Origin of the sequence: Pseudomonas sp. AO-1 (assembly GCF_019775695.1) — a bacterium.
Taxonomy (GTDB): domain Bacteria; phylum Pseudomonadota; class Gammaproteobacteria; order Pseudomonadales; family Pseudomonadaceae; genus Aquipseudomonas; species Aquipseudomonas parakoreensis.
In genome coordinates, this window is record NZ_CP079947.1 from 5,720,552 (window position 1) to 5,743,646 (window position 23,095).

Annotated in this window: 21 protein-coding genes and 1 other RNA gene; 14 read left to right on the top strand and 8 right to left on the bottom strand. The window is 55.1% G+C overall.

Annotated elements, in window-relative coordinates; all coding sequences use genetic code 11:
* Positions 1-11: 11 nt before the first annotated feature.
* The 10 genes from KVQ82_RS26155 to KVQ82_RS26200 all read left to right on the top strand — a co-directional run bounded on the left by KVQ82_RS26155 (position 12) and on the right by KVQ82_RS26200 (position 11,001).
* Entirely contained in the window at positions 12-836 is an 825-nt protein-coding gene (locus KVQ82_RS26155) for a (Fe-S)-binding protein (protein ID WP_222016615.1), read from the top strand.
* Positions 833-2,287 (top strand): LutB/LldF family L-lactate oxidation iron-sulfur protein, encoded by a 1,455-nt coding sequence (locus KVQ82_RS26160; RefSeq protein ID WP_003221499.1) that lies wholly within the window; start codon positions 833-835, stop codon positions 2,285-2,287. Before KVQ82_RS26155 ends, KVQ82_RS26160 begins: the two co-directional genes overlap by 4 nt.
* Positions 2,287-2,958: a lactate utilization protein C gene (locus KVQ82_RS26165; RefSeq protein ID WP_222016617.1), complete on the top strand. Its 672-nt coding sequence runs from the start codon at positions 2,287-2,289 to the stop codon at positions 2,956-2,958. Before KVQ82_RS26160 ends, KVQ82_RS26165 begins: the two co-directional genes overlap by 1 nt.
* Positions 2,955-5,765, top strand: coding sequence for an FAD-binding and (Fe-S)-binding domain-containing protein (locus tag KVQ82_RS26170; protein WP_222016619.1), 2,811 nt, complete (start codon positions 2,955-2,957; stop codon positions 5,763-5,765). Before KVQ82_RS26165 ends, KVQ82_RS26170 begins: the two co-directional genes overlap by 4 nt.
* Before the next feature lie 129 nt (positions 5,766-5,894).
* A complete protein-coding gene (locus KVQ82_RS26175; protein ID WP_222016621.1) occupies positions 5,895-6,173 on the top strand; it encodes a hypothetical protein in 279 nt (92 codons plus the stop codon).
* Between the two features lie 97 nt (positions 6,174-6,270).
* Positions 6,271-6,660, top strand: a transfer-messenger RNA (tmRNA) gene (gene ssrA / locus KVQ82_RS26180).
* Positions 6,661-6,843: 183 nt separating this feature from the next.
* The gene (locus tag KVQ82_RS26185) at positions 6,844-8,100 is read left to right on the top strand and encodes an integrase domain-containing protein (protein ID WP_145597244.1); all 1,257 of its coding nucleotides are present in this window, start codon (positions 6,844-6,846) and stop codon (positions 8,098-8,100) included.
* Positions 8,101-8,513: 413 nt separating this feature from the next.
* Positions 8,514-9,905 (top strand): YfjI family protein, encoded by a 1,392-nt coding sequence (locus KVQ82_RS26190; RefSeq protein WP_222016624.1) that lies wholly within the window; start codon positions 8,514-8,516, stop codon positions 9,903-9,905.
* Positions 9,889-10,218, top strand: a complete 330-nt coding sequence (locus KVQ82_RS26195; RefSeq protein WP_222016627.1) for a hypothetical protein — start codon at positions 9,889-9,891, stop codon at positions 10,216-10,218. Before KVQ82_RS26190 ends, KVQ82_RS26195 begins: the two co-directional genes overlap by 17 nt.
* Positions 10,219-10,755: 537 nt before the next feature.
* Positions 10,756-11,001 carry a hypothetical protein gene (locus tag KVQ82_RS26200; protein WP_222016629.1) on the top strand — a complete coding sequence of 82 codons (246 nt, stop codon included), beginning with the start codon at positions 10,756-10,758 and terminating at the stop codon, positions 10,999-11,001.
* A 248-nt stretch (positions 11,002-11,249) separates the two neighbouring features.
* On the opposite strand, the gene KVQ82_RS26205 is transcribed toward KVQ82_RS26200, so the two are convergent.
* The 7 genes from KVQ82_RS26205 to KVQ82_RS26235 form a co-directional block, all read right to left on the bottom strand.
* On the bottom strand, positions 11,250-11,708 hold the full coding sequence (locus tag KVQ82_RS26205; protein ID WP_222016632.1) for a hypothetical protein: 459 nt from the start codon (positions 11,706-11,708) through the stop codon (positions 11,250-11,252).
* A gap of 72 nt (positions 11,709-11,780) precedes the next feature.
* Entirely contained in the window at positions 11,781-12,116 is a 336-nt protein-coding gene (locus KVQ82_RS26210; RefSeq protein WP_222016635.1) for a DUF6527 family protein, read from the bottom strand.
* Complete coding sequence (locus KVQ82_RS26215; RefSeq protein WP_222016637.1) at positions 12,110-13,498, bottom strand: ThiF family adenylyltransferase; 1,389 nt, start codon at positions 13,496-13,498, stop codon at positions 12,110-12,112. The genes KVQ82_RS26210 and KVQ82_RS26215 overlap by 7 nt, the downstream gene beginning before the upstream one ends.
* Positions 13,495-14,595, bottom strand: coding sequence for a multiubiquitin domain-containing protein (locus KVQ82_RS26220; protein ID WP_222016639.1), 1,101 nt, complete (start codon positions 14,593-14,595; stop codon positions 13,495-13,497). The genes KVQ82_RS26215 and KVQ82_RS26220 overlap by 4 nt, the downstream gene beginning before the upstream one ends.
* A 256-nt stretch (positions 14,596-14,851) precedes the next feature.
* Positions 14,852-15,187, bottom strand: a complete 336-nt coding sequence (locus tag KVQ82_RS26225; RefSeq protein ID WP_222016641.1) for a YegP family protein — start codon at positions 15,185-15,187, stop codon at positions 14,852-14,854.
* Between the two features lie 113 nt (positions 15,188-15,300).
* Positions 15,301-15,861, bottom strand: coding sequence for a winged helix-turn-helix transcriptional regulator (locus KVQ82_RS26230; RefSeq protein WP_222016642.1), 561 nt, complete (start codon positions 15,859-15,861; stop codon positions 15,301-15,303).
* Entirely contained in the window at positions 15,858-16,985 is a 1,128-nt protein-coding gene (locus KVQ82_RS26235) for an ATPase (RefSeq protein WP_222016644.1), read from the bottom strand. The genes KVQ82_RS26230 and KVQ82_RS26235 overlap by 4 nt, the downstream gene beginning before the upstream one ends.
* Before the next feature lie 1,504 nt (positions 16,986-18,489).
* On the opposite strand from KVQ82_RS26235, the gene KVQ82_RS26240 reads away from it, so the two are divergent.
* The 3 genes from KVQ82_RS26240 (at position 18,490) to KVQ82_RS26250 (ending at position 21,699) form a co-directional block, all read left to right on the top strand.
* The gene (locus tag KVQ82_RS26240; protein ID WP_222016646.1) at positions 18,490-19,353 is read left to right on the top strand and encodes a phage integrase N-terminal domain-containing protein; all 864 of its coding nucleotides are present in this window, start codon (positions 18,490-18,492) and stop codon (positions 19,351-19,353) included.
* 416 nt (positions 19,354-19,769) lie between these two features.
* Positions 19,770-21,272 (top strand): TraI domain-containing protein, encoded by a 1,503-nt coding sequence (locus tag KVQ82_RS26245; protein WP_222016648.1) that lies wholly within the window; start codon positions 19,770-19,772, stop codon positions 21,270-21,272.
* Between the two features lie 109 nt (positions 21,273-21,381).
* Positions 21,382-21,699, top strand: coding sequence for a hypothetical protein (locus tag KVQ82_RS26250; RefSeq protein WP_072411086.1), 318 nt, complete (start codon positions 21,382-21,384; stop codon positions 21,697-21,699).
* 235 nt (positions 21,700-21,934) lie between these two features.
* Here the strand turns inward: KVQ82_RS26250 and tnpB are convergent, their stop codons facing one another.
* Complete coding sequence (tnpB, locus tag KVQ82_RS31705; RefSeq protein ID WP_260687798.1) at positions 21,935-22,216, bottom strand: IS66 family insertion sequence element accessory protein TnpB; 282 nt, start codon at positions 22,214-22,216, stop codon at positions 21,935-21,937.
* A 631-nt stretch (positions 22,217-22,847) separates the two neighbouring features.
* On the opposite strand from tnpB, the gene KVQ82_RS31710 reads away from it, so the two are divergent.
* Complete coding sequence (locus KVQ82_RS31710) at positions 22,848-22,973, top strand: hypothetical protein (protein ID WP_260687800.1); 126 nt, start codon at positions 22,848-22,850, stop codon at positions 22,971-22,973.
* Positions 22,974-23,095 lie beyond the last annotated feature (122 nt).

Genomic DNA, 23,095 nt, shown 5'->3' on the forward strand with positions numbered 1-23,095 from the left:
AGACACGCCTGATGAGCGAGCTTTTTTACAACGCTGTGCCCAACGCCACGCGCGTCGCACCGCCACTGCCCGAACCTCGGCAGTACCCCAGCGAAAAACCGTCGCGGGTCTACCTGTTCGGCACCTGCGTGGTAGACCTGTTCTACCCCGAAGCCGGGATGGACGCGATCCACTTGCTGGAGCGCGAAGGCATCCGTGTGGAGTACCCGCAAGGGCAGAGCTGCTGCGGGCAACCGGCCTACACCTCGGGTTACACCGAGCAGGCGCGGACGGTCGCGCGCGCGCAACTGGCGCAGTTTGCCGGGGATTATCCGGTGGTGGTGCCGTCGGGTTCCTGCGCAGGCATGCTGCGCGAGCATTACGCGGACTTGTTCAAGGACGAGCCACAAACGTTGAAACAGGTGCAGGCCCTCGCGGCCCGCACTTATGAACTGGCTGAGTTTCTGCTGTTTGTCTGCAAGGTGCAGCTCAAGGACAGCGGCGAACCGGTCAAAGTGGCGCTGCACACTTCGTGTTCGGCACGTCGCGAAATGAATACCCACCTGCACGGCCGCGAGCTGTTGGCGCAGTTGAGCAACGTGGAACGGGTCAACCACGACCACGAAAGCGAATGCTGTGGCTTCGGTGGGACATTCAGCGTCCGTATGCCAGACATTTCCGGCGCGATGGTTGCTGACAAGACCAAAGCGTTGAAGGATTCCGGCGCACACAAAGTGTTGAGCGCCGACTGTGGCTGTTTGATGAACATCAACGGCGCATTGGAGAAACAAAAGGAAGCGCTGCGCGGGCAACATCTCGCCAGCTTTCTGTGGCAACGAACCGGAGGTGCGCAATGAGCACCTCGACGATTATTCCTACGGTTGCCGTAGAAGAAGACTTCCGCACCCGGGCGCACAACGCCTTGGGTGATCAGCAGTTACGGAACAACTTCCGTACTGCCATGGATTCACTGATGACCAAGCGGGCCGCGGCGTTCAGCGATGCCCACGAAAGAGAACACTTGCGCGCCCTGGGCAACTCGATCAGGGCGCGTGCGCTCTCCAAGTTGCCCGACCTGCTCGAGCAACTGGAACAGAACCTGACCCGCAACGGTGTGACAGTGCACTGGGCGGAAACGGTGGACGAAGCCAATGGCATCGTCCTTTCGATCATCCGCGCTCACGAGGCGCGGCAAGTGATCAAGGGCAAATCGATGGTCAGCGAAGAGATGGAGATGAACCATTTCCTCGAGGCTCAAGGTGTTGAATGCCTGGAGTCCGACATGGGGGAATACATCGTCCAGCTCGACCACGAAAAGCCTTCACACATCATTATGCCGGCGATCCACAAGAATGCCGGTCAGGTCGCGTCCTTGTTCCACGACAAACTTGGCGTGGAGTACACCAAGGACGTTGACCAACTCATTCAGATCGGTCGCAGAGTCCTGCGGCAGAAATTCTTCGAAGCGGACATCGGCGTTTCCGGCGTCAACTTCGCCGTGGCCGAAACCGGCACCCTGCTGCTGGTGGAAAACGAAGGCAACGGGCGCATGACCACCACCGTGCCGCCGGTGCACATCGCGGTCACCGGCATCGAAAAGGTCGTGGAAAACCTGCGCGACGTGGTGCCGCTGTTGTCGCTGCTGACCCGCTCGGCGCTGGGTATTCCGATCACCACTTACGTCAACATGATCTCCGGCCCGCGTAAGGAACATGAACTCGACGGCCCGCAGGAAGTGCACCTGGTGCTGCTCGACAACGGTCGCAGCCAGGCCTTTGCCGACAGCGAACTGCGCCAGACCCTGAACTGCATCCGCTGCGGCGCCTGCATGAATCATTGCCCGGTCTACACCCGCGTCGGTGGTCACACCTACGGCGAGGTGTACCCGGGACCGATCGGCAAAATCATCACCCCGCACATGGTCGGTCTGGCGAAAGTCCCGGATCACCCGAGCGCCTCGTCGCTGTGCGGTGCCTGCGGTGAAGTGTGCCCGGTGAAAATTCCGATCCCTGCCCTGCTGCGGCGTCTGCGCGAAGAAAACGTCAAAGCTCCGGACTCGCCGCATCAGGTGATGCGCGGCCAGGGCAGCAAGTATTCGCGCAAGGAACGTTTCATCTGGAACGCCTGGGCGAAACTCAACAGCTCACCGACGCTGTATCGGTTGTTTGGTTTCTTCGCCACGCGCCTGCGCGCCCTGACCCCGAGCAATGTCGGGCCATGGACGCAAAACCACAGCGCACCGAAACCCGCCGCCCGCTCACTGCACGACATGGCCCGCGAGCATCTGGCCAAACAGGGAGACCGCTGATGAGCGCCAAGCAAAATATCCTCACCAAGCTACGGAAAAGTCTGACCGGCGCCACACCGATTGCCGACGACTTCGACGTCGATCTGGTGACCCAGCCTTACACCTACAGCGCCGAGCAACGTATCCCGCAACTGCGCACACTGATGGAAGCGGTACACACCGAGATCCATCTGACTACCGGCGCAGACTGGCCGACGCGGCTCGCGCAATTGCTGCGTGACCGTCAACTACCGAGCCTGCTGATCGCACCGACGACGCCTCACGGGCAGCGCATCTCACAATACTGGGCGAACAATCCTGATCTGCCGACACTGAAATCCTACGACCGGCCGATGGAGGAGTGGAAAGCCGAGCTGTTCAACGACACCCCGGCCAGCCTGACCGGCACCCTCGGCGCCATCGCCGCCACCGGCAGCCTGATCCTCTGGCCAACCCGTGAAGAGCCGCGACTGATGAGCCTGGTGCCGCCGGTGCATTTCGCCCTGCTCAAGGCCAGCGAAATCCGCGACAACTTCTATCAGGTGCAGCAGGAGTTCGAGTGGGCCCAAGGCATGCCGACCAACGCGCTGCTGGTGTCCGGCCCGTCGAAAACCGCCGACATCGAACAAGTGCTGGCCTACGGCGCCCACGGCCCGAAAGATCTGGTGGTACTGATCCTGGAGGACCAATGACGCTTCCGGTGAATTTCCTGCGTGATGCGCAGCAACTGATTCCTGCGGAGCGCCGTTTTGACGATCCGCTGTCGACCTTGGCCTTCGGCACCGACGCCAGTTTTTATCGGCTGATTCCCAAACTGGTGATCCGCGTCGAGTCCGAAGACGAAGTGGTCGCGCTGCTGAAACTGGCCCAGCGCGATCAAGTCCCGGTGACCTTCCGCGCCGCCGGCACCAGTTTGTCCGGGCAAGCGATCAGCGATTCGGTGCTGATTGTGCTGGGGGATAACTGGAACGCTCGCGAGATTCGCGATCAGGGCCTGCAAATCCGCCTGCAGCCGGGCGTGATTGGCGCGCAGGCCAACGCGTGGCTGGCACCGTTCGGGCGCAAGATCGGCCCCGACCCGGCATCGATCAACGCCTGTAAAATCGGCGGCATCGTCGCCAACAACGCCAGCGGCATGTGCTGCGGCACCGCGCAAAACACCTATCACACACTCGCCGGAATTCGTCTGGTACTGGCCGACGGCAGCCGGCTCGACACCGAAGACGCAGCCAGTGTCGCCGCGTTTCGCGAAAGCCACGGCGAACTGCTGGAGCGTCTGGCGACGTTGGGCCGCGAGACCCGCGCCAATGCCGAACTGGCGGCGAGAATCCGCCACAAATACCGTCTGAAAAATACCACCGGCCTGTCACTCAACGCCTTGATGGATTTCGACGAGCCTGTGGATATCTTGAGCCACCTGCTGGTCGGCTCCGAAGGCACGCTCGGCTTCATCAGTGCGGTGACCTACGACACGGTGATCGACCACCCGAACAAGGCCTCGGCACTGATTGTGTTCCCGGATGTGGAAACCTGCTGCAACGCGGTCACCGTGCTGAAAAGCCAACCAGTGTCGGCGGTGGAACTGCTGGACCGACGCAGTCTGCGTTCGGTGCAGGACAAACCGGGCATGCCGGATTTCGTACAACACCTGTCGAACAATGCCTGCGCCCTGCTGATCGAATCCCGCGCCGCCTCTTCCTCTTTGCTGCAGGAACAACTGGCGCAGATCATGGCTTCGCTGACCCGTTTCCCGGTGGAAAAACAGGTCGACTTCACTGAAGATCCGGCCGAGAACGCCAAGCTCTGGGCCATCCGCAAGGACACCTTCCCCGCCGTCGGTGCCGTGCGTAAAACCGGCACCACGGTGATCATCGAAGACGTAACCTTCCCGGTCGAGCAACTGGCGATCGGCGTCAACCGCCTGATCGAGCTGTTCGACAAACATGCCTACGACGAAGCGATCCTTTTCGGACACGCGCTGGAGGGCAATCTGCACTTCGTCTTCACCCAAGGCTTCAACAGTCCGGAAGAAGTCGCACGCTATCAAGCGTTCATGGACGACGTCGCGCAACTGGTGGCGGTGGAGTTCGGCGGTTCGCTGAAGGCTGAACACGGCACCGGGCGCAATATGGCGCCGTTCGTTGAGCTGGAATGGGGCAGCGATGCCTATCAGTTGATGTGGCAGCTCAAACGCCTGCTCGACCCCAACGGCATCCTCAACCCGGACGTGGTGCTCAGCGAAGATCCGCAGATCCACCTCAAACACCTCAAGCCGCTGCCGGCGGCTGACGAGATTGTTGATAAATGCATCGAGTGCGGCTTCTGCGAACCGGTCTGCCCGTCGAAAGGCCTTACCCTCAGCCCGCGCCAGCGCATCGTGATCTGGCGTGACATTCAGGCGAAGAAGCGCGCCGGCGTTGACACCACCGAGCTGGAACAAGCCTACGAGTACCAAGGCATTGAAACCTGCGCCGCGACTGGCTTGTGCGCTCAGCGTTGCCCTGTGGGCATCAATACCGGCGAGCTGGTGAAAAAGCTTCGTGGCCGCCACGCGACGCATCAGAAAACCGCTGACTGGATCGAAGGAAATTTCGCCAAGACTCTGCAAGGCGCACGTTTCACCCTGCATGTGGCCAACGGCGCACGGATGCTGCTTGGCGCACCGCGTCTGGCGAAGCTGTCGGCGAGCCTGACGCGTCTGTCCAAAGGCCAGGTGCCGCTGTGGACCAACGCGATGCCGCAGCCGGAAAAAGCCATTCGCTTCAACCCGAGTGTGTCGGATGAGCGCCCGCGGGTGGTGTATCTGGCGGCGTGCGTATCGCGGGTGATGGGTCCGGCGGCGGGTGACAAAGAGCAAATGTCGCTGTACGACAAAACCCGTGGCCTACTGGAAAAGGCCGGTTACCAAGTGGTGATCCCGGACAATCAGGACAACCTCTGCTGCGGTCAGCCGTTTGCCTCCAAGGGCTACGCCGAGCAGGCCGAACACAAACGCCAAGAACTGATCAGCGCCCTCCTCCATGCCAGTCGTGGCGGGCTCGATCCGATCTATTGCGACACCAGCCCCTGCACCTTGCGCCTGGTGCAGGACGTGGGAAATGTTCGCCTGGATCTGTACGACCCGGTGCGCTTCATCCGTACGCATCTTCTCGATCGCTTGGACTTCACACCGCAGGACGCACCGATTGCGGTTCACGTGACCTGCAGCACCCAGCATCTGGGCGAGAGCCAGGCGCTGATCGATCTGGCGCGCAAATGCAGCAAAAACGTGGTGATTCCTGAAGGCATCCATTGCTGCGGGTTTGCCGGTGACAAGGGCTTCACCACGCCGGAGCTGAACAGCCACTCGCTGCGCACCCTCAAGGACGCGGTGCAGCATTGCAGCGAGGGGATTTCCACCAGTCGCACCTGTGAAATCGGCCTGACGCAACACGGCGGCATCGACTATCACGGGCTGGTCTATCTGGTGGATCGGGTGACCCGGGCCAAGGCCGGCTGAAGAAAAATAGAACCCTTGCGTGCGACCGTAGTCCACAGAACAGGCCCCGGAAAACGGGGCTTTTCCTCCCATCGGTTGCCCGTCCTGACGGCCAGCGCAGTCTGGATCCCTCAGTTCAAGGAGATACACATGAAACGTTCTGTACTGTTAGGTCTGTTCGTTACTGCCTCGATGATGGCCTCCACCTCGTTCGCCGCCGACAAGCCTGCCGACCTGTGCGATGCCAATATCCAGACCATCAACAATGCCAAGGGGCAGTTGTCAGCGAACCCGGAACTCAGTCAGCGTGCCGAAGCCAGTGTGAGCAAGGCACAGGCGCTGAAAGCCCAAGGCAAGATTGACGACTGCGTAGCGAAAACCTCGCAAACCATCATAGAACTGCGTAAATCCACCGGCACCAACAACTGATTCAAGGCCTCGGCCAACCTTCGGGTTGGCCTTGCCGGCCGTTTGGCGTACACTGCACAGGCTTGTTGCCTCACCTGATGTACGAGGCAATGAGTTCGGGGCCGATTAGGATTCGACGCCGGTGACGAAACTTTAGGTGCATGCCGACTTGGTAACAGAAGTCGTAAATCCACTGTTGCAACTTCTTATAGTTGCCAATGACGACCAATACGGTGCTGCTCTCGCTGCTTAATTGCAGCTGACATGCACTCCTGGTGCCTTCGGGCCCAGCAATCATCAGGGGATGTCTGTAAACCCGAAATGATTGTCATATAGAACAGAATCGCCGTGCAGTACGTTGTGGACGAAGCGGCTAAAACTTACACAACTCGCCCAAAGCACCCTGCCCGTCGGGTCGCTGAGGGTTAACTTAATAGACACGGCTACGCATGTAGTACCGACAGCGGAGCACTGGCGGACGGGGGTTCAAATCCCCCCGGCTCCACCACTTCATCATCTAAAGACGTCCACGGACGTCTTTTTTTGTGCCTGAAATCCAGTAAATACGGGGGGTTCAGGGCCATTGAGCTCCACAGCGCTTCAGGCAGATCCATTTTGAAATGTATTCCAAGGCGTATTCCAAGCCCGTGACTGGTAAATTTTGGAATACACAAACAGCGTTGGAGTACCCATGGGAGCCCGAGCCACACGCCTTTCAGACCTGAAAATCAAAGCCGCCAAGCCCAAGGACAAAGACTACACATTGACCGACGGCGACGGCCTTCAGTTACGAGTCCGAACCAACGGTTCGAGGCTTTGGAATTTCAACTACATCCACCCCGTGACCAAGAAACGGATCAACATGGGACTGGGGACGTTCCCAGAACTCAGCCTGGCTCATGCGCGAAAACGCACGGTTGAAGCCAGGGAGCTGGTTGCCCAAGGACTGGACCCGAAAGAGCAACGCGATGCAGATCGCCAAGCGAAAAAAGCTGCGACAGAGCACACCTTTCAAAACGTCGCGACAGCCTGGTTTGAACTGAAGAAAGATTCCGTGACAACCGCCTACGCTGAAGACATTTGGCGCTCGCTCACGTTGCACATCTTCCCGGATCTACACGCGACCCCAATTTCTGAAATCAGCGCGCCTCAGGTCATCAAGTTGCTTCGGCCACTTGAAACCAAAGGCAGCTTGGAAACGGTCAAGCGCCTGACCCAACGCCTCAACGAAATCATGACTTACGGGGTGAACTACGGACTCATTCACGCCAACCCCTTGAGCGGAATTCGATCGGTCTTCAAAAAACCAAAGAAGAAAAACATGGCGGCATTGCCACCCGATGAGCTCAATGAACTCATGGTGACGATTGCCAACGCCAGCATCAAAAGAACCACCCGGTGCCTCATCGAATGGCAGCTCCACACGATGACTCGGCCAGCAGAAGCTGCGACCACTCGATGGACTGACATCGACTTCAAGAAGAAGATCTGGACGATTCCAGCGGAGCGCATGAAGAAACGGCGCACACACATCATCCCGCTCACGGAGCAAGCCTTGGCGCTCCTGGAAGCCATCAAGCCTTACAGCGGACACCGGGAGTACGTGTTTCCCGCCGACCGTAATCCTCGCACCCATTGCAACAGCCAGACCGCCAACATGGCGTTGAAACGGATGGGGTTTGAGGGGCGACTCGTAAGCCACGGAATGCGCTCCATGGCGAGCACCATCCTGAACGAGCATGCATGGGATGCCGAACTGATTGAGGTTGCCTTGGCTCATGTCGACAAAGATGAGGTTAGAAGCGCTTACAACCGCGCGGACTACATTGAGCGTCGACGCCCAATGATGGCCTGGTGGAGCGAGCACATTCAAAAGGCGGCCACAGGTGACTTTTCAATAGCAGCAATCCATGAGAACAGAAGCCAGAAAGTCGTCTCGATTCGTTAAGCAAAATCAACCTGATGGCGACGGCGGCGACAGCGGCGACAATCCTTGTCACCTCTGACCACAGGCGAGGCGACAAACTGGCGGCCGTCGCCACCACAGGTTTCGATCATGCTTATTCAGCCAAAGCCGCTGCGGTCGGGAAGGCTTCGCTGCAACGTTTGCAGTGGCTCGCTTGGCGATCTTACAAACGGTAAAAAATCTATCTAGAGCCACCGAGATCCAAGGTCTTCTACGTCAGTTGCATTCCCCAATGACCCGCTTGATCGCTAGTCGAACGCGGGGTAAACCAACGCCTCACGAGGCGCAGTTAGCGGCGATCCTGAGTAAGTTCAAGAGCCTGAGACTACGACACATCGTCGTGCTTCTTCCCAAGGAGCGAGGTAAATCTGCCCCCCATAAGGAGAACGTTGTCGATGCAATTGTGCGAGAAGTGCGATCCACCGCGCCCGCTGCTGGATTATCTGCCCCAACCTTTGACCTACCCGGTCGAAGCGCTGGGTGAACTCTTGGGGGACGCTGTAGAACGGATGGCAGAGGTCATCGGCGCACCGAGTGCCATGGCCGCACAATCGGTGCTGGCCACCGCAGCTCTGGTGACTCAAGGTCACGTCAACGTACAACTCGATGGCCGCACCTATCCGCTGTCTCTGTATCTGCTGACGGTCGCATCATCAGGTGACCGTAAAAGTGCGGTGGATCATCACGCTCTCTTCGCAGCGCGTAACTGGGAGCGAGAGCAGTGGTCCGTGTACACGGAAAAGCTCAACGCCTACCAATCAGCCATCCGTCTTACGGCCAAAGCCCATCGACAGGAAAAGCATGAAATCTGTGAACTATCCGAACCCGTCCAGCCTAGGCTGATCTCCACCGACCCCACCATCGAAGCACTTATAAAAAACCTGTGTTATGGGCTGCCAAGCATGGGCCTGTTCAATGACGAAGGCGGTCAATTCCTCGGTGGCAGCACCATGAGCAAAGAGAACCAGCTCAAAGCGATCACCACGCTTTCAAGAATCTGGGATGGCAGCCCGATTGATCGGACACGGTCCATGCCCGGGGAAAGCCTGCGAGCCTATGATCGTCGTCTCAGCATGCACCTGATGCTGCAGCCGTACCTGGCCAACCAGTTCCTCAAGGATCCGATGATCAATGGGCAAGGTGTGCTCGGCAGATTCCTGATCAGTTGGCCTGAGCGGTTGATCGGTCAGCGCCTGTACAAGGCGGTGGATCTGACGCAAGACGCCAAAGTCCAACGCTACCAAAGGCATATCTCTGATCTGCTGAAAAAACCGTTAGCGACCAACAAGGACGGATCACTCAAGCTCAAGACATTGGAGTTAACGGACAGCGCCCGCAGGGTCTGGATTGATATTCACGACACCATAGAGTGCCAGTCTGGCGAGTTCGGCGAACTGGCCTGCGTTCAATCCGTCGCAAGTAAAGCTGCTGCCAATGTACTGCGCATCGCGGGGGTTCTGGCGGCAATCGAGGAAGCCAGTGTCCTGAACGAAGAACATATTCAGCGCGCTTCAACACTGATGGACTATTACCTGGCCGAGATCCAACGCTTGACTGAGCAAGAGCCGGTTAACACCCTGCGTGAGGAGGCGGATCGCTTGTTACGCTGGCTGAAGCAGAAAGGCTGGACCCGTTTTACCATCCGAGACATCAATCGCAACGGCCCTCGCTTTGCGCGTAAGAGCTGTAAGCACACCGCTACGCTCCTCGTTGAGCTACTCACAGCGAGCTGCGTGAAGAGCCAAGATGCCAAGACTTTTGAGGTGTGTCGTGTTCCGTCTGAATGACGCCGTACGTCGCTTCCAGTCGAAAAATCAGACGCCCGTCCTGCGATGTGTCGCCACTTCCGTCGCCAAGCTGTCGCCAGATGTCAACCGTGACATCCCGCAGGTTGTCGCCACTGTCGCCGCTGTCGCCGCATCCAGCTCAGACCCTGTCGACACCAAACTGCTGATCCAGCAAATGCGTAATGACGGGGTGGTGTTGCACCACCATGAAAATACTCTGCACATCCGACCGAGGCACTGGCATCAGCTGGACCAAATCAGCGGCTACTGGAAAGCGATGCTCCTCTTCCTCCAAACGAATGAAAATGGATGATGATGGCGTTGATCGGTCAGAGTGAGAGCCACGACGTTGCCTATCTCCAACTGCGGTCCACCAACACTAGAAGATCTGGTCTTCGGCGCTCACATCTCTACGGTGAACCAGGCATGAGACCCGCCGTCCTCAGATCGACAACATCCACGAGATACTGGTGTTGAGGTTTGGCGACAGAATCGATGCACGCCTGCAGCCGCATGAGCGACCATTGCTGGCTGACCAAAGACTTGCCCGATTCACCCAAATCGGAAGATGAAAGTGTCGGACTGCAAACAACCCTGGGCCCAACATTCGGGAACACTCGATAGTCGGTTTTCGGATTGACGGCAAATGTCAGCGAATGCAATTTACAAACTCACACTAGCCGCCAGGATCTTCGAGACGGCGCTGCGGTTCCCCGCAGGATCCTTCCAATGACGCATCGCTTCCGGAAGCGCGAACAGTCGACTTGATGTCGATGGAAGCATGATATTCCCCCCACCCAGGACGGGCCTCCCCGTCTTGGGGCAGGCCTTTTTTATTTTCGAGGCCTTAATGAAAATTCGACTGGCAATGTATAAAGCCCTGAAAGCGATCAACGTGCCTGAGCAACAAATCGAAGCAGTTATCCAAGCCCTGGATACTGATAGGCATTTATCTTCTGCAGTTAAATTCGATCCCGACATAGCACAATTTCGGGCAGAGCTATCTCGGTTTGAGGTGAGCCTCGTTATAGATATCGGCTTAATGCTCTTCTTGATGGTCGCGATTCTCTTCGCTGGGATTGCGTTTATCCACTGACAAACTCTCTCTTTCAGCAACATCGGGAGCCACCTGTTCTAGGACAGGTGGTTTTTATTTTCTTAGCTACAGTCACCCGATTACGCAGGTAGTGCCTGCTAGGTCGCCACGCCCAGCCAGGGGCATACGCGCAGCTAAGAGCAGACGCTCTTGCACAGATGATTCAGCTATCTGCCATAGCAATATCACGTGGCGATATCCACTTGCTATGGGTCTCGCCGGTTGATTCGGCCAACTGATATTCCCCCTTAGTGGGGAAATATCAGATCTTTGCGCAGCATCGTTCCGGCAATCGCAGCGGGCTTGAAATCCACGATGCCGGCTTCTCCCATAGGCCCAGTCGCCTGCAATGGTGGTTCGAGAGTGTAGGTTTGTCCCGTACTGCTGAGCTGAATTTCATTGAAATACACATCGCGAGTATTGTTGACCTTGGCAACTTGGCGACCGAACAAGCGACTGCCTTTCGGAATCGTGATGTTCTCGAAATTGTCGTAGACGTTCTGGTAAACCATTGCCGATACCTGGTCAGGATCGACACGCTCCAGCGTCAGATTGATGAAGGTTCCCAGCGTCAGTTCATACGGTTGAGGTTGATGTAATTGAGCTTTGATCGCCGTGTCATTAATCAGTTGCTGAGCCGAGGCGGAGCCCGAAAAAATCAGCACCTGAACCATTGCCAATGCGGCAGTCAGCTTCTTAGAACGCATAGTTATCTCCAGTGATTCGATGTAGTAATGATTCAGCAAACCAGCGGCATATGTCTGGAGTCTGATCTAGAGCTAAGCCCAATGTACTTTGCCGTGGCGAATCCAAAAGTGAGATTTGCAGCCGCTTTTTAGCCACACGGAAGGATGCAGAGAGGGATGACCGTGCTTATCGAGTTCGCAATCCCATCTAGGCTGGGCTTCCTCGATCAACAAGAGTTCAATAGTGTGTCCACAACCGCACGGGCATTTGAATCCCACGCACCAGTCCTCTTGCCCATCTCTGGCCAAAACGAGCGAGCGCATCGGCATTTTTGCTGGCAACAAATCCCCCTCGATCACCATGAGCGTTCTCGCCGGAAGCAGTGGGTCTAGCTTGCTCACAACGTACTGAAATAATTTTTTCAGCATGGTGTCCTCGCACTTAGGTCAGGAAGGCCGAGCAGCGGCTCTTTGCAGCTCTGGGCGAGCTGCAACTTCAGGCTAGGGGAGTAGGCTGTTTCTTTAAAGTAGTCTTCCTCACAGCCCGATAATGTAAAAATAGTTCGCGCATATTTGCCGTTCTTATCTTCGCGATATGGGAAGGCTCGAGCGATAAACTCAGATACGCACGCTGATGCCGCACGCATGTTGAGCGTGATCACGGAAGGCGCTTCCTCCTGCATACCGGTGATGTATCCGCGCTCCACCTGATCCTTGTGCGCTTGCGGATCCACCTGATGAAGGTATTCGGCTAGCAACGTTTGAGGGGTGTACACGCCGCGATCACCTAGTGACGAGCCACCAGGTTTCACATAATCAATCCGACCGACCACGTCCGTGATGATCCAGTGATCATCACCATCTTTACGAGTAGGAATCTTCACTCCCACATCAAACAGCGGAATAAGGAACGTCGTGGATATCAGATCCGCGACCATCCGCGCCTGGTGGGTGTCGACGCAGCAGAAAATGACATCGGCGCCTGCGGCTGCGAGAACCGCTTCACGGGTCAGGATAGAGACGTTGATTGATTTGGTGAACGGTACCGCGCGAATACGGTTGATGGCTTGCGCGAACATTTCCACCTTTGGCCGACCCGCCAGAGCATCTTGAAGTGTGGCATTCAGAATCCGGTTGAGGTTCTTCTCTTCAAGCTGATCGTGATCAATGAGGATGACCTCGCCGAAACCAAGTCTTGCGACCTGTTCGGCCACGATTGAGCCAGTGCCAGACACCCCAATGACGACAGCGCTCAGCCGACTCAGGGCTGCTGTCATACCGGAGGTAAAGGCGACCACAGGTTGAGATGGCAGAGGGACAGATCCCCACCAGTATTTAATGTCATCGCTTGCAACCGTGACTAGATCGATCGGGGTGCAGTGGTTTTGCAGGTCGTAGACCCGAGCGCGCATCGCGCCGCTTGGCACCATGATTGCTGAGCCATGAATGGCGTCAACGCCTTGAATTAAGCAGGGTATGGTTTTGGCATCGCTTTGGTCGTCTACCTCGGAAAACTCGAAGTAGCTGCCAGGATGAGAGTGAACCAAGATAATCGAAAGCGATTCACTCTCTGCAAGGTCGATGGCTTGTTCGAGATACCGGCCAGGCCAGCTTATGTAGTCAGTGTCACGCCGTTCGCATTCGGCGTAGGGTACGTTTATCAGGTGCTTTGAGAGCAGTTTCAGGTGCTCCCCCTCAAAGCGCGTGCACACGAGTATGGCGGCGGCTTCTAGGCCATCGCCCGGGAACAAATGTTCCCGAAGCGAGGCATAAATCTCCTCCGTCAGCACAAGACGAGAGTCGATGCTCATTCACCGATCTCCTTGAGGAGGCTGCCCTCAACCAGTGCCAAATGAGTAATTACGTTGTCGGTAGCTGGATTCCATGGGTGTGCACTGCGATGACGAGACCACCGCTGGAAAGACACACCATCGATAACCACTGTGTAATCCGCGCACGGGATTGCGACGCCACTGGTGAGGCCGACGGCTGGATACAGGTAGAACATGTCGATTTCTGTCGAGGGATACCCCGCCGGGATTTGGAGTGCCAGCCGCACGTGCTGATGGGTATAGCCTTGCGGCAAGGGATACTCGTTGATCACCAACCAACGATTACCCTCCGGGGTCAAGCACGCTTCCCAGTGACCCGCAGTCCGATCCAGATGCTGCTCATCGACAGGGAGCAGACTGAAAAAGCGACGTGGCGGCACAGCTACCTCACCATTGCCCACATCCTTGGGTGTCAGGCGCAGTTTTTCGATGCCCCGTGTCCGCAAGTCGATGATGTCGTCGAGCGTCTTCTCCAGCTTTGGTTGACCCTCGACCTTGAAGTAGATGTGCCAACCTTCATTTGGATTCATGCCTGCGCGTACTACGGCGTCGCGTACCGTAATCGTAGGAGTCTCGATCTCAAGGACGACCCCTTGAACGTTGAGCTTCCACACTGCTTTGCGGGTAACGAAGCGCTCAATGCCTGACTGATCCAAGTTGACGAAGTCGGTGGCTTGAATTTCCAAGTCGGCTTCTTCCTCACGCTCCAGCAGCAAGCGTTTGTTGTCACCTACCTCTGCCAGTTTGCGAACCTGATAGCCGGTGATCTGCTCGAATGGCCATTCCAGGCGAGTGCCATCTACTGTGAGAAAGTAGGTGCGATCCGTCTCCGCAACCAGAAAGCGGGTGGAGTCTTGGGTGAGCGTGACGACCTCATCAGGACGGATGTCTTCCATGGCCCCGGAAGCCAAGAGCTGCAAGACGATGGCCAGTTGATCCGGTTTAAAGCCAGCGGCCGCCGCAATCTGTGCGCCAGTGGGAGTTTGATCCTCGAAGATCACCTTGCGGAAGTCGAGGTTCTTGCCAGCCACTTCAATGACGAAGCCGCTGTGTTGGTTTTGGGAGGTAACTTGCATGGTTTGTTTCTCCAAACGGTTGCCCCAGAGGGCGGTTAATGACTTCAAACGAAGCCATTTCTTTTCACGTCGGAGGGAACACGATCAGTACTTGACCGATCGGCAGCGCACGAAGATACTCATCCAGCACAGACGTATTCGTGTTTGAGCTAAGGCGCAACTGCAATTGCGCTTTTAGCTTTCCTTCCTTCGATGTCCACTCAAATTCCTTTTCATACCGCTTCCTATTCGTGTGTGGCGTGTTTTACTGCGAACCTCATTTTGTTAGATCATCCACGTCCGCTTGTGGGGCATGCCGTTTCACTGCGGCAACTCCTGCTTCGCGTGCGTGCGCTGAATCGTAAAGCTCGCTCTGCCCAACGATTCGATTGTTCGCAGCTCTCAGGTGAAAGGAAAACTGTTCGCCCTTTGTTACGAACCTCCCGTAAAACCTGTCGTACGGAGCATGCTCGCGACAGGAGCCGATGCCATTTTCACATCCAGCCAGCGTCTTGTAGGTTTCGCTGGACAGGATGATTTCCCCGTTGGGTGCCTTCAGATGAAAGTACCTTCCATCGCCGGTTGCCCACTTGATCTCGAAACGCGCCTTCATCTCTCCTCCGACCCGCTCTTGATCTATCTCAGTAAATGAATCTGTTTAACGAAAGCCGCAAAAAAAGGGACTGAGCAAAAGCCTAGACCCTTTTTCTGGTTAAAGAAAGCCCTTTAAGCAGATTTTCCAACAACCTGGTAAATAAATTCCTTTCCGCCCGTCTCCGCCGCCTCTTCGACCCGCATCAGGAAGCCTTCCTCAGCTAAGCGTTTCAGGCGAGTACTAGCGTTTTGCACGCTAATACTAAGTTCTTCAGCGACTTTTGCAGTAGTGGTTGAGCGGTGACTGATCACCAGTTCAAGCAAAGGCTTGCTTGCAGCGGTCGGCTCTTGGCCGGCGAATCTGCATTGACTGCCAACCCAACATGTGAGGCGCTCTTTTCCAGATATCGCAGCACTTTTCAAGTTTTCAAAAATGTCTTCATCTAAGAAATCAAACGCAAAAAAAGTAATCTGTTTACTATAGCGTTTAATTATGTAAATTAATGACTCACGAAGAAAAGAAGTGTCAGCGCCTTCTAAGTTAGAAAACGATACGCCAATTATGGACGCATCTTTGTATTTATCGATGTATTCCAATAATCGGGCATATGTTTGCTTACCCCTGAAAGTTCCGTAGGGGTTGATTTCATCCGTGAAGTCCCGCAGGGCTATAATATAAGTTTTCTCGTTCATGGCTCGAGTTTAAGCAGAGGTTGTGCTTTTGTCAAGCTAAATTCAAATACTATGTGAGTTCCGATCAGTTTTGGGAGATTTAATGTCCAGGCCTTATTCTCCAAAACTCCCGCTTTATATTCCATTAACACAGAGAAATTTTCTTGTCTGATCTTGATGGTTGCGTTCAATTCGACAGCTTTCGAGTGGCTATTATGTAGTCCGGCCCCGCCGCCCCCCTCTCGACTGCTGAGGCCGCCCTTTAAAATAGCATGTAGAATAAGTTTGGGATCCGATACAGGCAGTGAGGGATCGAATCTTTTCGCCAATAGTGGGAGGTGTTCATTAATAGCAGGGCGTAGCGTCTCACAAATTCCCTTGCCGGAATCCGATATTACGGTGATGACTTTCGCTCTTTTATCAGCACTGCCGTAGCACTGAAGCCCAGCAAAACCGGGGATTATGGTTCCTGAGTGCTCCTCGACGTTGGCAACAAACTCAGAAACCACGGTAAACAGCTTGTTGGAGTTATTTTTGCCAAAAGCTTCAATAAAGCTATTCTTGAGCCGTTCGGGGACATTGTCACTATTATCCCCGTAAGCGTTAATTTCCAAGAATTCGACCAAGCCGATATTGTTGGCATTATAGCGTTGAGCCGCGGAGCTAGATGGTCTTTTGGGTAGGATTTTTATTGTCGAATCTAACCTATCAACAAAGCCTGCACGGTTTAAATAAGAAAGTGCCGCCTTATTATCGGAAAAATCCAGTTCTACTTTTTTCTTAGCCGCCGCAAGTTGATTCGCTATCGCGAGTATCTTTGCGGCAGCGCACAACAGTATTTTGCGTTCGCCAGGAATCTTGATGATTACATGGCCGTGATCAGCATCAAGTGGAGATCCTGACTTACTCAAAGCTTTTTCAAAGTGTGTTTCCGTCAGCCAAGTTCCACCGCAGGTTAGCTCCAGCACGAAACTTGCACTCTTAATAACCGACCACCCAAATGTGTCGGGGTCTTGGATAAAAATCTCAAGATTTTCATGCAGGTGGTGAGATACCGCCTTACGCTCTAACACCAGTTGGCTTGCTATTTCTCTCGCTTTCAAGCCGGGAGACTTGCTCAGTAGCTGAATAATCCTTTTCTGCATAAAGCGCTCGAAACTTACTTGGTGGCAGCGACTAGGTTAAGACGCCGCAATTGAGTCAATGCCGTAGCGTACTGGATCGGAGGCCATGTGTGAGTATTGGACTACCGAACCTACATTTCGACCTAAATCACGGGATGATATGCATGTCCTGATCGGCGTGGGATCAAAATGCTACTACGTATTTGTTTTGCGTAGGGTTTTTCCAGACGATCCGCATGACTCAGGCGCATCCGAGCCAAGCGTTACGTTGTTACATTTTGGTACCTGAGAAAGGTTTTTGGAATCTCGCATGAGTGGACGGTGGTCTGTAGTTGTACAGACCGTCATTTATTTGAATCAGCATTTCCTCTACTTGGCGCAATCTGGAGGTTGTAGACAGCAATTTTCGAGAATCAGGAGTCTTTCGTTGCTCGTTTGAGAATCAGCACTTGCTCTGCGAATGTCGTAATTCTTACCTTCATCTTGCTGCGATCAAATAACCTCAAGCGATCAGCGGTGCCAGCCAGTGAACCGTCCAACGCTCTGGCCGTTAAGCTTCGAATCTGTTCGCAATACTCTTCAGAGATTTCACAGTGAAGAACAATTGGAGGGCACCAACTGCAACACCCTGCTGGGAATTGCGCAGGTCATCTGCCGCGCGATTGGCGGTAAATCGTGCGAGATGAGCTCACCCGACAGAGTCGCTGCGGCTCTGTTGACGAGCGACATACTGCATTATCGGAGATCTATTGCCATTCTCATGGCGATCATCGGCAAGGCCGCTCCCAGCTCCATCTTTCCCACAAGCTCCCTGCACAGGGGTGGCATGGTCCCCATGCCACCCCTGTGCAGGGAGCCGACAAGGCCGAAGGCCGCGTCAGTCCTACAGCAGGTGGCTAAATGTGCCTCTGCTGCAGCGCTGCCCCTGCCCGATAACGCGCAACTCACATGAGCCGGGCCGTCACTGCAAGCCGCAGTGACGGCCCCGCCGACGCCCCAACATCACGGGCAAATCCTCAACCCCAAAGAGTGCGGCATACATGATGATGCCCCCATACACTGGCCCAGCAAAAACCTAAGACGACAGGTTCGAGAGTCGTCATCCCAACAGCGCGAAACTCCCGCAAGCGCTGATCCAACAGGATGGAGTTAGCCAGGTATGCAAGGTTCCAGAAGCATACCGACCCATACCCATGGGCGGAGCCGCCTTTGTCTTTCGGATTTATTCCGTGATGTGCCGCTACTACACCGTCCTAGGCAGCGGGCCTTTGCGCAATGCCGACTGCTAACAATCCCATCCATTTCCTTGGAGTACTCATCAACACTAAAACCAAACTCATCCCGCTTCATCTCCGTCCGACCTTCCAGCAGGAAGCAAGACGGACGTCTCAGTCGAGACACCGGTGTTTCCTGAGCACCATGCCCCTGCCCTTCGGGGATCTCACCTAGCGAGTTGGCACCAACACTTACCAATGATTTTCAGGAACAGAACAACAACACAAGTCAAAGTGAGCTTGGATCGTATATGGACGATTTGACCTACACCCTGCGGCAACTTTGCCGACGCAATCGCGATGGCAGTCACAACACCCAGGCCGACCGTATCCGCTCATTGGGACTGATCGCTCGCCAACTGCGTGAGGTTGGCTTCCGTCAGATTAAAGCCCCCTCGCTCAAGGGGAAACACGTACAGGCACTGCTGGATCGATGGCAAGGCGAAGGCCTGTCAGTTGGCACCATCAAAAATCGGCTTGCACACCTTCGATGGTGGGCTGAAAAGATCGGCAAGGCTGGCATTCTCCCCGCGGACAACACGCAACTGGGTGTAGCCGACCGGCGCTTCGTCACCAACGTCAGCAAAGCCCAGGAACTGAGAACAGATCTTGGCAAGATCACCGACGCCCATGTGCACATGAGCCTCCAGCTTCAGTCTGCGTTTGGACTACGCCGCGAGGAAGCGATCAAATTTCAACCTAAGTATGCGGATCAAGGAGATCACATTCTCCTTAAGGGCTCATGGACGAAGGGTGGGCGTGATCGCTCTGTTCCGATCACTACTTCGCACCAGCGCGAGGTGCTGAACGCGGCGCATCAGCTAGCCGGAGCCGGCTCATTAATCCCGTCTCAGAAAACGTATATCCAGCAGAGAAACACCTACGATGGTCAGTGCAAGGCCGCAGGCCTGAGCCACATGCACGGCCTACGTCATCATTATGCACAAAGCCGTTACTTAGCTTTGACAGGGTGGAAGGCACCGGCGGCAGGAGGAACCTTGTCCAGGGAATTGACCCCGGTGCAGCGTTCTCAAGACCGTATTGCTCGACAAATTATCAGCCGTGAACTCGGGCATGAGAGAACACAAATTACTGCGACCTACCTCGGACGATAATTCAAGGCTTTCGACGTCAATGAGCCATAAGAGTGCGCCCCCGCTCCGCGCCTCGTTAGCGCCTCGACTTGACCAAGCGTATTTCCAGCTAATACGGATCTGCGTAGTGACGCATTTAATCTTTCTACGCTTGCCGGTTGCATGTCCTATGGACACGAGACATTGAATGCCTGCTCGCGAGCATTCCAGGCTTCGGGTCACCTGAAACAACCCTGCAAGCGTGGATAACTGAGGCGTCGCAAGAAGCCGCCCGTTGCCCCGAGGGAGTTCCAACTAATCCGGCTCTCCCGCCTCATGCTTTGCCCACTGACAAGTCTGTATCGGCGCTTCGAAGCCAAGCACTCATCCATGTCCATGAGTGCTGCTTCATGTCGGCGCCAAGCGAATACCTCCCTTCCCTCTCGATAGGAGCAATTATGTTCTCACTGTTCCATCGCAAGCTCCGGCGTGCACTCGACCCTACGGCTGCAGCCAACCCGACATCACGCGCCGGTCAGACCAATCCCCAATGTGCGGAATCACTCCTAGCCGCTCCCCGTAGACAAAAGTTACTGAGGCAGATCTGGCAGTGCACCGCCATATCCCGCTCTCAATTCGATGAACTTTATCTCGACCCAATTAGACGATACGCCGAACTGGTTCAACTTTTGCCTGCATCCGAAAGTCAGCGCCAGGCTTACTCCGGTGGGATGCTGGACCATGGCCTGGAAGTAGTTACGTACGCTCTAAAAATTCGCCGATCACGATTACTGCCCCAAGGAGCTCCATCAGAAGTTCAGATCATCCAAACGGAAGCGTGGAATGCAGCACTGGCATACGCCAGCCTAGGTGGAAACCTTGGCAAGATTGCGATTGATCTCCAGGTCGAATATTTGGATGGCTGCGCCTGGCACCCATGGCACGGACCGCTGACTCGACCTTACCGAGTTCGATACCGAAAAGACCTCGATTATCGACTGCGCGGCCCCGCATCCAGCCTGATGATCCACCAGCTATTAAGCGGCGAAATCCTGGACTGGCTTTCCGCTTTCCCTGAACTGTGGGCCTCTCTCATAGCCCACTGGTCTGGCCATAGCGAACATACCGGCGCATTCGGCGCGATCATTATTCAAGCCGAACAAGCTTTAGTAGCCAACGCCCCTGCACAGACCACCACGGCAGCTGAGAGCGATAAGCCAGCAATCATCGCCACACAATCAGATCCGTCACTGTCAGATAAAACATCAACCGACTATCTCGACTCATTAACGAATCAAATCGGCGAGTTTCCCAAATGGCCTGAAGGTTCCGACTCCGTACCTATCACCGAATCAGCCCTCTCAGTAGAAGGACCATCCGAGCCAGACAAGCATGCGAAGCCAAGCGGCGAACACTTCATCGAGTGGCTGATCGAAAGCGTACGCACCCACGAGATCATCATGAATGACGATCGAGCGCTGGTGCACTGCGTTGAAGACACACTCTTCTTGGTCACTCCTGGAATATTCCAACGCTACGCGCAAGCACTCCCTCATCTCGCCTCCATCTCGAAAAGCCAGGGGCAGCATGGCTGGGAAGGAGTTCAAAGGCGCTTTGGCAAAATGAAACTGCACCGTATACAAGCAAACGGTCGCAGCATCTGGACATGTGAGCTCAGCAGTGCACGCAGAACACGTCTCTTACACGGCTATCTCTTAAAAAAGCACTATGGCTTGGTAAGCGATTCGTCTCTTAACAACCCGAGGCTGAAGGTGGTGACGCCAAGCAGTGCGGAGCCTCACACAACATTAGGAAACACTCGACAACCGGTTTCCGGATTGACAGCAAACGTCCCCAGCGGCATTTTTGCTATGCATCTCGCTGATTCGTTCAGCACCAGCCGTCAGGATCTTCAAGGCGGCGCTGCGGTTCTCCGCAGGATCCATCGTATGACCGCATAGCTTCCGGCAGCGCGGACAGTCGACTTGATGTCGATGGAAGCATGACTTTCCCACCCACGACGGGCCTTTCCCGTCGTGGGGAAGGCCTTTTTTTATTTAGGAGGCCTTAATGAAAATGGAACTGGCGATGTATCAGGCACTGCGCGCAATCGACGTGCCTGAGCTCAAAGCTGAAGCCGTTATTCAAGCATTGGAATCTGACATGCTCACATTACTTGCGACAAAAAGTGATCTCACCAATCTAGAGCAGCGACTGACTACTGAGTTGGCTAAAGCTGATCATCGGCTGACTTCCGAGATATCTAAAATTGATCACCGGCTGACTGCAGAGATCGCTAAATCTGATCTCAAGTTATCCATTCGTATGGCTTCCATGCTCGCAGTCACAATTGGCATCTTGATCGGGGCGATGAAAGTCTTCTTATAGTTTTCCTCAGCGATTACTGGAACCATCAAAACCACCTGTCATTCGATAGGTGGTTTTTTTTGCGAGCTCTTCAGCGGTACGTGGGCGCGAATGGTGGTAAACGGATGGCGAACTCCACCCACCGAATTGCCCTTATGGCTGGGATCAGGTAGGTGAGTTCGCCGGAGGGTTACGGATTTTCATCTTATTCGTTGTGATACCTCCCATTTGCATAGGACACCTTGATAGTGCGCGTTTAGGCAATCCTCAACGTGGTGGGGCTCCCATACTTCGCATCGATCCAAGCCTTCACACTTTGTTCGGTATCTAACTGCATTTCAGAGCCATGGTGAATGCCTGTCCAGTGGAACTTGCCTTGACTCAACCGGCGAGCAGCCAGCCAGATCCCGAAGCAGTCATGCACCAGAACATTCATTCGATTGGCGCGGCGGTTGGCGAAAAGATAAGCACAGTGCGGCTTCGCCGCACCAAACACCACGATCACTCTGGCCAACGCCGTCTCGGGACCAGCACGCATGTCCATAGGCTCGGTGGCGAGCCAGATGGAGTCGCTGCGAATCATCGCAGCAGGTGTCAAAGAAATCGCGCAGGCAGCAGCGCTTTCGTTTGGGCAGTTCGCTTTGACGGTGTCGGATGCTGGATCTCAACGCGGATATTCGAAGATGCAGCGTGCGAATCAGCTCCGGCCAGCTGCATGGGTAACGGGATAAATTCAGGTTTTAGCGCTGTTTTTTTCTGCGCTTGCACCCGAATCCATTTGTGGACGAGGTTAACTTTGAGGCTATGGCTGAGTGCGATGCTGGCAATCGAAGCGCCGGGCAGGGCACACTCCTAAATGACTTCGGCCTTGAAGGACTTGGAGTAAGAACGGCGTTGTGGCTGCATGAAATACCCGCTTAAAAGGCTAGAACTGGTGCCCACTTAAATTTAAGTGCACACCATGTCTTGGCTTTGCCGGGCTGGGTAGATTACCTGGCCGGACGGATACGTTGGTTATGCAGCTTGGCAGGCCCAGAAGGGGCGTGCACAAGCATCGACACATCAGTCACTTGCCACCCCGGCCCAATTAAAATGGCCGGACGTGAAAAGTGCCTGGTGCAATCCGCGTATGGATGACGTTTGCTACATCAACGAGAAGGAGGTATCGATTGCTGACCTTGGTAAGTGGTTGCCGGCAGGCAGATGCTGAATCGAACATCAATCAGTTCGGCGGCTTCTGCGAGACCATCCTCTATTTCGATAAGGACAATCAACCCGTCGGTTATCTGTGGTAGTAACGGCCACTGCGCAGAGCTACAGTTTGGTGGAAACCGCCAAAACCAACTGCAAAGAACCGTATGTCTAGCTGCGCCACACACTCAAAGCTGCCACATAAGTGGTCGGTGGCGGACTATGA

What these genes read in the sequence shown, in the direction of transcription:
- KVQ82_RS26155 (WP_222016615.1), top strand. Translation starts at nt 12, where the DNA reads ATGAGCGAGCTTTTTTACAACGCTGTGCCCAACGCCACGCGCGTCGCA.
- KVQ82_RS26160 (WP_003221499.1), top strand. Translation starts at nt 833, where the DNA reads ATGAGCACCTCGACGATTATTCCTACGGTTGCCGTAGAAGAAGACTTC.
- KVQ82_RS26165 (WP_222016617.1), top strand. Translation starts at nt 2,287, where the DNA reads ATGAGCGCCAAGCAAAATATCCTCACCAAGCTACGGAAAAGTCTGACC.
- KVQ82_RS26170 (WP_222016619.1), top strand. Translation starts at nt 2,955, where the DNA reads ATGACGCTTCCGGTGAATTTCCTGCGTGATGCGCAGCAACTGATTCCT.
- KVQ82_RS26175 (WP_222016621.1), top strand. Translation starts at nt 5,895, where the DNA reads ATGAAACGTTCTGTACTGTTAGGTCTGTTCGTTACTGCCTCGATGATG.
- KVQ82_RS26185 (WP_145597244.1), top strand. Translation starts at nt 6,844, where the DNA reads ATGGGAGCCCGAGCCACACGCCTTTCAGACCTGAAAATCAAAGCCGCC.
- KVQ82_RS26190 (WP_222016624.1), top strand. Translation starts at nt 8,514, where the DNA reads ATGCAATTGTGCGAGAAGTGCGATCCACCGCGCCCGCTGCTGGATTAT.
- KVQ82_RS26200 (WP_222016629.1), top strand. Translation starts at nt 10,756, where the DNA reads ATGAAAATTCGACTGGCAATGTATAAAGCCCTGAAAGCGATCAACGTG.
- KVQ82_RS26205 (WP_222016632.1), bottom strand. Translation starts at nt 11,708, where the DNA reads ATGCGTTCTAAGAAGCTGACTGCCGCATTGGCAATGGTTCAGGTGCTG.
- KVQ82_RS26210 (WP_222016635.1), bottom strand. Translation starts at nt 12,116, where the DNA reads ATGCTGAAAAAATTATTTCAGTACGTTGTGAGCAAGCTAGACCCACTG.
- KVQ82_RS26215 (WP_222016637.1), bottom strand. Translation starts at nt 13,498, where the DNA reads ATGAGCATCGACTCTCGTCTTGTGCTGACGGAGGAGATTTATGCCTCG.
- KVQ82_RS26220 (WP_222016639.1), bottom strand. Translation starts at nt 14,595, where the DNA reads ATGCAAGTTACCTCCCAAAACCAACACAGCGGCTTCGTCATTGAAGTG.
- KVQ82_RS26225 (WP_222016641.1), bottom strand. Translation starts at nt 15,187, where the DNA reads ATGAAGGCGCGTTTCGAGATCAAGTGGGCAACCGGCGATGGAAGGTAC.
- KVQ82_RS26230 (WP_222016642.1), bottom strand. Translation starts at nt 15,861, where the DNA reads ATGAACGAGAAAACTTATATTATAGCCCTGCGGGACTTCACGGATGAA.
- KVQ82_RS26235 (WP_222016644.1), bottom strand. Translation starts at nt 16,985, where the DNA reads ATGCAGAAAAGGATTATTCAGCTACTGAGCAAGTCTCCCGGCTTGAAA.
- KVQ82_RS26240 (WP_222016646.1), top strand. Translation starts at nt 18,490, where the DNA reads ATGGACGATTTGACCTACACCCTGCGGCAACTTTGCCGACGCAATCGC.
- KVQ82_RS26245 (WP_222016648.1), top strand. Translation starts at nt 19,770, where the DNA reads ATGTTCTCACTGTTCCATCGCAAGCTCCGGCGTGCACTCGACCCTACG.
- KVQ82_RS26250 (WP_072411086.1), top strand. Translation starts at nt 21,382, where the DNA reads ATGAAAATGGAACTGGCGATGTATCAGGCACTGCGCGCAATCGACGTG.
- tnpB (WP_260687798.1), bottom strand. Translation starts at nt 22,216, where the DNA reads ATGCGTGCTGGTCCCGAGACGGCGTTGGCCAGAGTGATCGTGGTGTTT.